Annotated in this window: 10 protein-coding genes; 2 read left to right on the top strand and 8 right to left on the bottom strand. The window is 62.6% G+C overall.

Annotation, left to right across the window (positions count from 1 at the left end; genetic code table 11):
* Nucleotides 1-139: 139 nt before the first annotated feature.
* From CLU94_RS27555 to CLU94_RS27520, 8 genes are all read right to left on the bottom strand, one after another.
* Nucleotides 140-1,117: a hypothetical protein gene (locus tag CLU94_RS27555; protein WP_099668038.1), complete on the bottom strand. Its 978-nt coding sequence runs from the start codon at nt 1,115-1,117 to the stop codon at nt 140-142.
* Nucleotides 1,118-1,359: 242 nt separating this feature from the next.
* Complete coding sequence (locus CLU94_RS27550; RefSeq protein WP_034787421.1) at nt 1,360-2,238, bottom strand: peptidase; 879 nt, start codon at nt 2,236-2,238, stop codon at nt 1,360-1,362.
* 91 nt (nt 2,239-2,329) lie between these two features.
* Nucleotides 2,330-3,139 carry a transglutaminase family protein gene (locus CLU94_RS27545; RefSeq protein ID WP_099668037.1) on the bottom strand — a complete coding sequence of 270 codons (810 nt, stop codon included), beginning with the start codon at nt 3,137-3,139 and terminating at the stop codon, nt 2,330-2,332.
* Entirely contained in the window at nt 3,139-4,083 is a 945-nt protein-coding gene (locus tag CLU94_RS27540) for an alpha-E domain-containing protein (protein WP_034787425.1), read from the bottom strand. Before CLU94_RS27540 ends, CLU94_RS27545 begins: the two co-directional genes overlap by 1 nt.
* Nucleotides 4,077-5,531, bottom strand: a complete 1,455-nt coding sequence (locus CLU94_RS27535; protein WP_099668036.1) for a circularly permuted type 2 ATP-grasp protein — start codon at nt 5,529-5,531, stop codon at nt 4,077-4,079. The genes CLU94_RS27540 and CLU94_RS27535 overlap by 7 nt, the downstream gene beginning before the upstream one ends.
* 128 nt (nt 5,532-5,659) lie before the next feature.
* Nucleotides 5,660-6,817, bottom strand: a complete 1,158-nt coding sequence (locus CLU94_RS27530; protein ID WP_099668035.1) for a sensor histidine kinase — start codon at nt 6,815-6,817, stop codon at nt 5,660-5,662.
* A 68-nt stretch (nt 6,818-6,885) separates the two neighbouring features.
* Nucleotides 6,886-7,761 carry a hypothetical protein gene (locus CLU94_RS27525; RefSeq protein WP_143451579.1) on the bottom strand — a complete coding sequence of 292 codons (876 nt, stop codon included), beginning with the start codon at nt 7,759-7,761 and terminating at the stop codon, nt 6,886-6,888.
* 100 nt (nt 7,762-7,861) lie between these two features.
* Entirely contained in the window at nt 7,862-10,069 is a 2,208-nt protein-coding gene (locus CLU94_RS27520) for a TonB-dependent receptor (RefSeq protein WP_099668033.1), read from the bottom strand.
* A gap of 234 nt (nt 10,070-10,303) precedes the next feature.
* Between CLU94_RS27520 and CLU94_RS28515 the strand changes: the two genes are divergently transcribed.
* Together CLU94_RS28515 and CLU94_RS27510 are read left to right on the top strand one after the other, a co-directional pair.
* The gene (locus CLU94_RS28515) at nt 10,304-10,987 is read left to right on the top strand and encodes a hypothetical protein (protein WP_180278795.1); all 684 of its coding nucleotides are present in this window, start codon (nt 10,304-10,306) and stop codon (nt 10,985-10,987) included.
* Nucleotides 10,988-11,098: 111 nt separating this feature from the next.
* A complete protein-coding gene (locus CLU94_RS27510; RefSeq protein ID WP_099668032.1) occupies nt 11,099-12,049 on the top strand; it encodes a 2-hydroxyacid dehydrogenase in 951 nt (316 codons plus the stop codon).
* Nucleotides 12,050-12,064: the final 15 nt, after the last annotated feature.

Here is a 12,064-nt window from a genome sequence, read left to right as displayed (position 1 = left end):
GCAATTATTGATATTGCCATATAAGCACGATGTCATGAGCTTGTCCAGAGGGGTTCGCAACGCATGGAAGATCTGTCAAGCTGCTCGGATAGAGCCATTGTTCTTCCGACTCTGGCCTGGCCGCGGCCACCACAACCGCCTATGTGAACAGATACTTCTGGAGCTGTAAATTGCGTGCGCAGATAGCCTTGATGTCGGCAACAGGAATTGCTATCGCACCTTGAAGATCAATAACACCAAGCGCAAAGATATATGCAACCAAGGCCGAAAAATAAAAACGCTCATAGCGTTCAACATCCGCCTTACTGGTGCGGAACGGGCTTAACATACTGCCATGCGCGCGCTCATTGCGAGAAGTGAATAATAGTAAAGATAGAAAAAACTCGATTCTTTTCTTATCCTTGGGCTGGTTTTGCACCCTAGTCATATCCAGTGCAGTATGCGTAGCAGGATTTTTCGGCTTGCCGCCAAACGAACCCGATATGTAGAGTTTGAGAAAACTCGCACACAGATCGATTTTCTTGGCATCGACAGGCGGTGGATTTGAAAGTTTTGGCTTCCCTTTCAGTTTTGCTCCAACCGTTTGAGGCGCGACCGGTGGCGGCACCGCGAATTTATCCATAAATTCGTCATAGCGCACTTCGCCAAAAAAATCTTTGGCGCGTCCTCTGATAAATTCGTTCTGAATGCCAGGTTGTACATGTGCGTAGCAAATGCGCTTGGCCACATATTTATATGAACCAAGCGGCATTGCATCGGCCAGTAGCTTGAGTATGTCATTCCAACCTTTTTGGTTGGCTAGGGTCAGCTTCCCCCCCAATCCTTGAACTATGGCCTTGCCACCTTTGGAAAACAGCGGAGTTGCGCCCTTGTCTATGACACGAAAGCAATGATCAAACAGATAGTCTGGACGGGTAGGCAGGCATTCTATGCCATCAATCAGGTGCCCCACCAGTACTTGGAAATTAGCATCGCTGCTAAATTGTAGGTGCACGGGTTCAAATACCTGAGGATGGTGCTTCATCACCAGCAAATCAGCAAATTCCTGTTCCGCCTTAAATAGCATAGCCGTAGGCCAGCAATTATGTTTATCTACCCGTGCCTTTTGAAAGTTCATTGCTGTTTCCTTTTATATTGCAATATTGAAAAATAGCGCCTTCCGGAATCGAAAGGCGCCAGTTTAAATAGTGACATGAAATTAAGAGGCAATGTTGAGAATGAAAATTTTTATTTTCTTGTTGTTCGATATAGATTGCACCCCTATAGGCATATCAATAAAGCAATATTTGCACGTAATCTGTGAAGCGTTTTGCATGCGACGAGGCAATGCCTGTCACGACAGGCGCTGTCAACCACAGATCAATGCTGCTTGTCGTCGCTGAACTGCTGCGCCAGGGATTGCAGGGGCGCCACGGTCAAGCCGCCGCGGCTCACGTGCTCGGGGATGGCCACGCGCACGGGCTTGCTGTGCATGTTGGTCGATGACAGCACGTTTGTCGTGGTTTCCGGCGCCGCATTCCACACGGGATCGACGATGCCTTCGAACACATGCTTCAATTGTTCGCCCCACGTATCGCGGATCATGCGGAAATACTGGTTCTTTTCATCGATGGTGACGAAGCGCGTGACGGCCAGGCTGCCCGTCTCGTAGACGAGCAAGTCCAGCGGCAAGCCGACGGAAATGTTCGATCGCAGGGTCGAGTCCATGGAAATGAGCGCGCACTTGGCCGCCTCGTCCAGGCGCGTGAACGGATTGATGACCCGGTCGATGATGGGCTTGCCGTATTTCGCTTCGCCGATCTGGAAATACGTGTTCTCATCGTGCGATTCGATGAAATTGCCGGCCGAATACACCTGGAACAAGCGGCAGCGCTCGGCGCCTATCTGGCCCCCGAGAATGATGCTGACATTGAAATCGATGCCGCAGTCGGCCAGCGCCTTCGCTTCGCGCAGGTGCACGGTGCGCACGGCTTCGCCCACGATGCGGGCCGCGTCGTACATGCTGGCCACGTTCCAGATGCTGCGCCCGTCCGCATCCACGTGTTCGGACACGATCTGGCGGATCGCCTGCGAGATCGACAAGTTGCCGGCCGTCATCAAGACCAGCATGCGGTCGCCCGGGTTTTCGAACACGCTCATCTTGCGAAAGGTGCCCACCTGGTCCACGCCGGCGTTGGTGCGAGAGTCGGACAGGAAGACCAGGCCTTCGTTCAGGCGCATGCCTATGCAATAAGTCATTGTCGTAAATCAAATCAAAAGGGGAAGCATTTTACACCAGCCGGGCCCGGCCTACCGCCTGCAAGGCCCGGCCAGCCTCATTCCTGCCCGTTTACACGGGCACGATCTGCACATCGACTCTTAACGTTTCCGTGCCGCCACCCTGGCGCACGCCCCGCACGGGGGCGGCCGAATCGTAGTCGCGCCCAATGGCCAGGCGGCAATACGCATCCGTCATCAGCCGCGCATGCGTGACGTCGATGCTGACCCAGCCCGCGAAATCCGTGTCTTCCGCCCAGGCGTCGACCCAGGCATGGCTGGCCGCGTGGCCCGTCGTGCCCGGATCGATATAGCCGGACACGTAACGGGCCGGGATGCCCCAGGCGTGGCAGCACGCGAGGAACAGATGGGCGTGGTCCTGGCACACGCCGCGCCCCAGGGCCAGGGCGTCGCCGGCCGTGGTGGTGACCATGGTGGCGCCGCTTTCATACGCGACCTTGCCGACGATGTGCTCGGCCAGGCGCAGCAAATGGCCCGTGCCGGCCGTCACGCGCCGGTCCGGCAGGCTGGCGGCCGTCAGCTCGAGGATGGCGGGGTTGGCCTGGGTCAGCGGCGTCGGCATGGTAAACAATAGCGGCGACAGGGTATCGACCAGGTTCAGCCGTCCCTTGTGCGGGTAGATGGTTTCCACCACGCCGTGCGCCACCAGGCTCAGCGACTGATGGCTGCCGTTAATCGTCAGCATGTGCGACAGATTGCCGTAGGCATCCGTGTAGGCGTGGCACTGGCCCGGCGTGGCGATGTGCCAGGACAGGGCGCGCTGCTGCGGCTCGATACGCGGCGTCAGGTGCAGCTGCTGGATGGTGTAGGCCAGCGGCGCACTATAGGCGTAATGGGTTTCGTGGCGGATGGTGAGCTGCATCAGGCCGCCAAGGGAACGAGGAAGTCGCGGCTGACCCGGTTGCCCAGGTCATAGATGTTTTCCAGGAATTCCGTCAATGTATGGTGCAGGCCCGCCTTCATGATGTCGTCGATATGGCCGAATTTCAGTTCCGCATGCAGTTTGCCGGCGAAACGCTCCGTATCGGCCGACACGTCGTTGCGGATATGTTTCAGGTTTTCCACCACGTCATCCATGCAGGCCAAGAGCGACCTGGGCATGTCGCCGCGCAGCATCAGCAATTCCGCCACCCGTGCCGGCGTGATCACGTCGCGGTAGACCTTCCGGTAGATTTCGAAGCCGGACACGGAGCGCAGCAGGGCCGCCCAGTAGTAGAAATCGCGCTGGGTGATGTCTTTCGACGTGTCGCGCGCGCCGTGGAACTTCACGTCGAGGATGCGCGCCGTGTTGTCGGCCCGCTCCAGGAAGGTGCCCAGGCGGATGAAGTGGATGGCTTCATCCTTGAGCATGGTGCCCAGGGTCACGCCGCGCGACAGGTGCGAACGGTATTTCACCCATTCGAAGAACTGGCTGGGGTCCGTTTCCAGCAGATTGCTCTTCAGGCGCTTTTGCATGTCGAGCCAGGTGGCGTTCTGGATTTCCCACACTTCCGTCGTCAGGGTGCCCCGCACGGCGCGGGCGTTTTCGCGCGCGCCCGTCAGGCAGGCCAGGATGGAAGACGGGTTGTTCGGGTCGCGCACCATGAAGTCGAGCACGTCGCGCGTGTGGAAGCGGCCATATTTGTGGTCGTACGCGCTTTGCAGCTCGGAAATACCCAGGGTGGCGCGCCAGCCTTGCTCCGCGTCCTGCTCGGATTGCGGCAGCATCGACGTCTGCATGTTGACGTCGAGCATGCGCGCCGTGTTTTCCGCCCGCTCCGTGTAGCGGGCCATCCAGAATAAATGATCGGCAGTGCGGCTCAGCATGTTTTCTCTCCTGCAAAAGCGGATGTGGCTTCCAATACCCAGGTATCCTTGGTGCCGCCCCCTTGCGAGGAATTGACCACCAGCGAGCCTTCGCCGAGGGCCACGCGGGTCAGGCCGCCCGGCACCATGGAAATTGTCTTGCCGGACAGCACGAACGGCCGCAAATCGATGTGGCGCGGCGCAATGCCGGCCTCGACATACGTGGGGCAGGCGGACAGGGCGAGTGTCGGCTGGGCGATGTAGCCGCCCGGATTGGCCAGCAGGCGTTGGCGGAAATCCTCGATCTGCGCCAGGCTGGACGCCGGGCCCACCAGCATGCCGTAGCCGCCCGCGCCATGCACTTCCTTGACGACCAGTGTCGGCAAGTTCGCCAGCACGTAGGATAAATCGGCCGGTTTGCGGCACTGGTACGTGGGTACGTTGTTGAGGATCGGTTCCTGCGACAAGTAAAACTTGATCATGTCGGGCACAAAGGGATAGATCGACTTGTCGTCGGCCACGCCCGTGCCGATGGCGTTCGCCAGGGTCACGCGTCCTGCGCGGTACACGGACAGCAGGCCCGGCACGCCCAGCGACGAGTCGGAACGGAAGGCCAGCGGGTCGAGGAAATCGTCGTCGACCCTGCGGTAGATCACGTCGACCCTCTTCGGTCCCCGCGTCGTGCGCATGTACACGGAATTGTCGTTGACAAACAAATCCTTGCCTTCGACCAGTTCCACGCCCATTTGCTGGGCCAGGAACGCGTGCTCGAAGTAGGCGGAGTTGTACATGCCGGGCGTCATGACGACGACGGTCGGGTCGTCCACGCCCATGGGCGCGACGGAACGCAGGTTGTCGAGCAGCATGTCCGGATAGTGGTCGACGGGGGCGATGCGGTTGCGCGCGAACAGTTCCGGGAACAGCCGCATCATCATCTTGCGGTCTTCCAGCATGTAGGACACGCCGGAGGGCACGCGCAAATTGTCTTCCAGTACATAGAATTCGCCCTGGCCGGCGCGCACGATGTCGACGCCCGCGATGTGGGCGTAGATGTCGGAAGCGACGGATATGCCCTGCATTTCCGGGCGGTACTGGGCATTCTTGTAGATTTGCTCGGCGGGAATAATGCCCGCCTTGATGATGTTTTGTTCATGATAAATATCATGGATGAACATGTTCAAGGCTTGCACGCGCTGCACCAGGCCCGTCTGCATCTGCGCCCATTCGGCGGCGGGGATGATGCGGGGGATGGTGTCGAACGGAATCAGGCGTTCCGTGCCGGCATCGTCGCCGTAGACGGCGAACGTGATGCCGACCCGGCGGAACGTGAGGTCGGCTTCGGCCCGCTTGCGGGCGATGGTCTCGGGCGATTGCTGTTCCAGCCAGTTGCTGAATTCACGATAGTGTTCACGTACCTTGCTGTCCGTACCCACTTCATTTGCAGTCATTTCATTGAAAAAATTTGCCATGTTGTGATTTCCCTTGAGCCGTGTCTGGGTATAGCTCAGCAGGAAGCGTGCCAACAGGGCGGGCGTGAACAGGTGTAAATATGACCACTTTTGTGGCGTCGCGCCATTCCTTGCACCAATTTGGTGCGTTAGGCGCCACTCTTGGGGACGTCGGCGGACGGGACGAAGGGGCGGCAATCGACGGGCACGTCGAAGATGAAGCTGGTGCCCGTTTCGGACGCGCTGTCGACGGCGATGCTGCCGCCGTGGCTTTCCGCCACGCTTTGCACGAAGGGCAGGCCGATGCCCCAGCCTGGCGCGGGGTTGTCGTTTTCGCGGCGCAAATAGTCGAAGATGCGTGCAGCCTGTTCCGGCGCGATGGCCTGGCCGCCATTGTGGACGGTGACGATCAGGCGTTCGTGGACCGCTTCCACGTGCACGCTGATGGGCGTGTCGTCGCCATACTTGAGGGCATTGCCGAGCAGGTTTTCCAGCGCGCGCCGCAGCGAGTTCTCGCACCACCAGCCGGTGACGGCTTGCCCGCTGACCCGGCATTTGTCCGGCCGCTGCAAGTTGACCTGGCCGGCCACGGCGTGTACCAGCGGCAGCACGTCGAATTGGCTCAGCACCAGCGGCAGCTGCTGGCCCTGGTGGTAGCTGAGGCCATCGAGCAATTCCTCGATCATGCTGTCGAGCCGCTTGCTGTGCTCGACAATCTTGTGCGCCAGCAATACCACCCGCTCCGGGTCGGCTGGCCTGAACAACAGCTGGGCGCTGGTGCTGATGACGGCCAAGGGATTGCGCATGTCGTGCGACAGGCCGGCCGCGACGCGGCGCCGGAAGCTTTCATGCATGCTGGTAAATTCGCGTATCGATTCGCGGATGCCCACGTCGATCGACTTGTTGATCACTTGCCAATCCTTGCTGCGCAGGGTGATGCCGGACTCATGCGCAGTGGCGGCAAAGCAGTCGCGGAAGATCTGGTATTCCTGGATCACCTGTTCCGGGCCGTAATTGGTCATGCGCGCCCGTTCGTTGCCATGCACGGCGGGCACGTTGCTGTTGCTGGCGGCGTTGTCGCGCGGGTGGCCGGGGGTGAGGGCTTCGGCCAGGTTGTCGAAAAAGGCCGGCAAGGTATTGATGAGTATGGGCGTGAGCAGCTGGTCCGCGCCGCGCACGCTGGCGCGCACGCGCTGTTCCCAGGCCTCGAGGACGGCGTCGCGCATGGCGAAGATGCGCTGCGCACGCTGCAATGGCTGGCGCGTGCCGGCCTGGCGACCCGCGTGATGATCCGTGCTGATGCTCACCTGGCCTCCCTGACCGCAGTGACTATGCTTGCAATAGTATGCGCCTAATCAGCCGCCGGGGAAACGCTTTATTGTCCAGTATCGGCCTGGCGCAAGGCCGCATACAGGCGGGAAAGCGAGGCTGACCACTCGCTTAGCGAAAAGTTCTGTGGGTCATCATGACCATTCGCAAACCCTGTATCGAGCACGGCGTGGAAGGCGGGAATCAGCCACGTTCCCTTGCGCACGCTGGCGGCGATGTACAGCAGGGCCAGGCGGTCGTATTGGGCCGGCGTAAAGCCGGGATCGGGCGCCAGGCCATCGTTGCCCTTGCCGCCGCCGGGCACGGAGTTGCGCGGTTGCACCAGTTCCACGTGCAGGAACAGGCCCGTCAGCGAAGGCTTGTCCTTTTCCAGCTTGCTGGCAAAGCTGGCCGTGCCGAAATCGCGCACCTGCAAGGAACCGCCCAGGCGGTTCACGTAGACATGGCCTTTCGGACCGCCACCCAGCGCCGGATTGCGCAAGCTGAAGTCGTTGAAATCCCAGCTCGCGTCGTTGATGTGGTCGGGAATGGTTTCTAACAAGAAATTCGGGTAGCTGGTGTCGTGGATGACGAAATAGCGCGCCATCGGCGCGGCCAGCCGGCCCACGGCGCGCGACAGGGGCGCGTCGACGGCGCCGCCCACGTCCGCCTCGGCGATACCCTGTTCCGCCAGCCAGGCGCGCAGGCGGGCCGGGGCGATGCCCGCGCGCTGGCCGATGCGGGCGGCCAGGAAGTCCGGCAGCGGCGCGCTGTCCCCCAAGCGCGCATACAGTTTGACGGGACGCAGCAAGCACGTGGCTTGCGCCAGCGCATCGCCCTTGAAGCCGCTTTTCCAGGCGGCGTACGGGCAGGCGGCTTGTTTTTGGGCAAGGGCCGGCAGGGACAGGCAAAGCAACAGCAGCAGGGCAGGGAGTCGTTTCATGTCGGCATTGTCGCCGAAGCGCGCCTTGCGGCACAGGCGCACACATGAAAAAAAGCTGCCCGAAGGCAGCTTTTCATCGTGCGACAGGCGCGCGCGGTCTTTAAAATGCCACGCTGGCCGACACGACCACGGTGCGCGGCGCGGCCAGCACCAGCGAGCCGATATTGAAGGACGACACGGCCGACGACCAGTAATTGCGGTCCGTCGCGTTGTCCACGCGGGCGCGCAAGGTCACGTCACGGCCCGCCACTTGCGTCAGGTAGCGCGCGCCGATGTCGAGGCGGGTCCACGATGGCAGCTGCCGGGTGTTGGCCAGGTCAGCGTATTGCGTCGAGGTGTAGATGGTGCGGGCGTTCAGGGTCAGGCCTGGCGCGCCGGGCACGTCCCATTCGCCGCCCACGCTCATCTGCGTTTCCGGTGCGCCGATGGGTTTCTTGCCATTGTTGGCGGCCACGCCGGTATTGCTGAGCTTTGCATCGAGCCAGGTCAAGCCGCCCAGCAGGCGCACGCCCTGCATCGGCGTGCCGAAAATCGATAATTCCAGGCCGCGGTTGCGTTGCTCGCCATCAAGTTCGGCCCGCTTGCCGAGCACGGCCAGCAAAGGCTTGCTTGTCGTGAACAGGGCCGCGCTCATGCCCAGCTTGCCGCCGTCGTACTTGACGCCGATTTCCTTTTGCTTCGATTTATACGGCGCAAACACCTCGCCCATGTTGTCGACATTGACCTGCTGGCCGTTTTCCAGATACGTTCCCGTGGCCGTCGGCCCCTTGACCAGCGCCTCGATGTAGTTGGCGTACAGCGACACGTCCTTGCCGGCCTTGAACACGATGCCCGCCACGGGCGTCGTGGCGCTCTCGTCATAGGCCTTGCCTTGCGGCGCCGAGGTGTTGTAGTCGTAAGCGGCATCCTTGATCTGCTGGCGGCGCAAGCCCACGGTCAGCAGCAGCTTGTCGTCGAGGAAGGCCATGGTGTCGGCCAGGGCGTAGCTGTTGAGGATGGTTTTCTGGGTGATGCGCGGGTCGCTCATGATGCCGCCCGTGTAGGGCGCCGGCGGCGCCGTCACGTCGACCGGGGCGTAAATGTTGGTGGCAAACTTGTCGCCGATCGCAAATGCGTTCTTCGCTTCATTCCAGTGCCCGGACCAGCTGGCCACCAGGGTGTGCTTGACGGCGCCCGTAACGAGCTTGCCGCGAATGCCCAGTTCGCCCGTGCGGATTTCTTGCTTGCGCGCATTGTCGAAGCGCGACACCGTGGCGTCGCCATTGATCGAAGTCAACGTCGGTTCGGCCAGGCTGTTGGCTTCCTTGGTCGAGCGGGAGCCAAATGCGGCCCAGGCCACGACATCCTTGGCCAGGTCCACTTCGGCGCGCGCCGTGCCGAACACATCGTGTTCCTTGGAATAGCTCCACGGCTGGGCAAAGTTCTTCGACGCATCGGGTGCGGATGGCAGCACGGCCACGCTGCCAATGCCGACGGACGGGCGCGGCGATGTCAGGTCGAAATTCTGGTAGCCGGCGTCGGCCGACAGGCGGTAGCCGCTGCCGCGGTAGTCGAGGCCGACCGAGAACATGCCCACGTCGTGGTCTTCGCGCTGGATGCCGGTCTCGCCCTGGCGCTTGGCGGCGTTGACGCGCACGCCGAATTCCTGGCGCTCGCCAAAGCGGCGCGCCACGTCGATGGCTGCATAGGCGTGGCCGCCCGATTCCACGCCCACCGTCAATTCCGTCAGCGGCGCATTGCCGGCGCGCTTGGGCATCAGGTTGATGGCGCCGCCGATGCCGCTGCCGCCCGGCGCCGCGCCATTCAGGAAGGCGCTGGCGCCACGGAACACTTCCACGCGCTCGAGCAATTCCGGCGAGACATATTGACGGGGCAATACGCCGTACAGGCCGTTGTACGCCACGTCGTCGGAATCGAGGGCGAAGCCGCGGATCACATACACTTCCTGGAAATTGCCATAGCCACGCGACATGCGCACGGCCGGATCGCTCTGCAGCAGGTCGCCCACGCTGCGCGCTTGCTGATCGGCAATGAATTGCTGCGTGTAACTGGTGCTGCCGAATGGCGAATCCATCATGTCCACGGCACCGAGGATGCCCATGCGCCCGCCGCGCGCCACCTGGCCACCCGCATACGCCTTCGACAACCCTTCCGCCGACGCATCGGCCGAGGCATTGACGACTACCGTGGGCATGGTTTGCGCGTCGCCGGCCGGCGCGGTGGTGGTGGCTTGGGCGTGGGCTGCGGCGCTGGCCAGCAGGAAAGCGGCCAGGGCGAACGGGGTAGGGACGAGGTGGGAGGTGCGCATGGTATTGTTTGGATATTAATGAGAATGATTATCATTATATTCCAGCGTGGCGCAGCGCGTGGGAAAGTGTGAGAAAGCGGTCAAAAAAGTCGCCATTCGTACAACACCGGGCAAGCCAGGGTGCTGGAATCTGGCGGAAAAAGGCGCGCCAGGCGATACCTTGCGGATTTATTAATGCGCATATTCAAGTTTCGCTAGAATAGGCCATCGCGCCCCGCGCCCACAGGACACCGCATGCCATTGCTTCGCCATTTACCGTCCGCTTCCATGCGCATACGGGACGGCTTGAGCCTGAAAGGCGCGGCCGTCGCGCTGATCCTGGCCATGCACGTGCTGGGCCTGTATTTCCTGCTCCTGCCGGCGCGGCAACTCAAGCAATACACGGAAGTGGCATTCATGACCTTGCTGCCGCCCCGCGCGCTGCCGCAGACGCCGCCGATGGCCTTGCCGATGCCCATGCCGGCTCCTGCGCCGCGCACGCGGGCCGTCGCGCCGCCCGCCGCGCCGCCCGTCTTCTTCGCGCCGCCGCCCGTGGCGGCCGAAGCGATCACCGTACCGGCCGAGGAATTTCCCGCCGCGCCAGCCACGGCGCCTGCCACGGCCGACTTGCTCACGCGCGCCCGGCTGGCGGCGGGCGCCGCCGACAAGGCCCTGCGCGGCGAACGCAGGCAAGACCAGCCGTGGCTGGCCGCTGCCGACCTCAAAAGCGAAAGCACCTTCCAGAAACTGGTCGCCTCCGCCTGGCGCGGCGGCCCCGTCCTTCGCGTGGAGGACTACCTGACGGCCGACGGCCGGCCCGCCACGCGCGTCGTCAGCGCCGGCGGCGCCACGTGCTTTGGCATGGCCGAGAATCCAGGCTCGGGCGCCGACCCGGCCAGGACGGGCGGCAAGGTCAAACGCGTGCCTTGCCCGGGCTAAAGTTTCCGCGCAGTACACGGTTTTCACGGCATACGGGGCGCTCAGCCCCGGCCGGTTCCCAAATATGCTAAGTTGCGTCTGCTAATCCTGTCGACACCAACCTGGACGCCCATGCTCCCCGAACTCCTCATCCTCGCTCCCAGCCCTTCGGCTGCCGTCAACGCGCAGCTCGACCAGCACTACGCCTGCCACCACGCCTGGCAAGTGCCGGCGAACGAGCGCCATGCGTGGCTGGCCGAACGGGCGCCGGTCATCCGCGGGGTCGTCACGACGGGCGCGCTGGGCTTGAACGCCGCCGACATGGCCTTGTTGCCAAAGCTGGAAATCGTCGCCGTCAATGGCGTGGGCCTCGACGGCGTGGCGCTGGACGTGGCGCGCGAACGGGGCATCGCCGTCACCACCACGCCGAACGTGCTGACCGATGACGTGGCCGACGTGGCGCTGGCCTTGCTGCTGGCCAGCGCGCGGCACATCGTGGCGCTCGACCGTTTCGTGCGCGACGGCGGCTGGGAACGCCGCGAGGCCATCGTCCCCGCGTCCAGCCTGCGCGGCAAGACGGCCGGCATCTTCGGTTACGGCCAGATCGGGCAAGCCATCGCGCTGCGCCTGGCCGCCTTTGGCGTCAAGGTCCGTTACTTCCAGCCGCGCGCCATTGCTGGCACTGCCGTGCCGCGCGCGGAATCGCTGCTGGCCCTGGCGCAGGAAAGCGACTATCTGATCGTCTGTGCGCCGGGCACGCCGGCCACGCGCCAGATCGTCGAGCGCAGCGTGCTCGACGCGCTCGGCCCGCAAGGCACGCTGATCAATATCGCCCGCGGCGCCCTGATCGACGAAGATGCGCTGATCGCCGCCTTGCAGGATGGCCGCCTGGGCGCGGCCGGCCTCGATGTGTTCGCGGACGAACCGCGCGTGCCAGCCGCCTTGCGCGCCTTGCCCAACGTGGTGCTCACGCCGCACGTGGGCAGCCTGACCGTGGAAACGCGGCACGCCATGGGCCAGCTGGTGCTGGACAATCTACAAGCCCACTTTGCCGGCTTGCCGCTGCTCACGCCCGTGCCCTGACGCTGCGCCGCCGCG

The organism is Janthinobacterium sp. 13, assembly GCF_002749695.1.
In the GTDB taxonomy this organism is placed as follows: domain Bacteria; phylum Pseudomonadota; class Gammaproteobacteria; order Burkholderiales; family Burkholderiaceae_D; genus Janthinobacterium; species Janthinobacterium kumbetense.
Note: the sequence above shows the minus strand (reverse complement) of the source record. Positions and strands in the feature narration are given on the sequence as shown.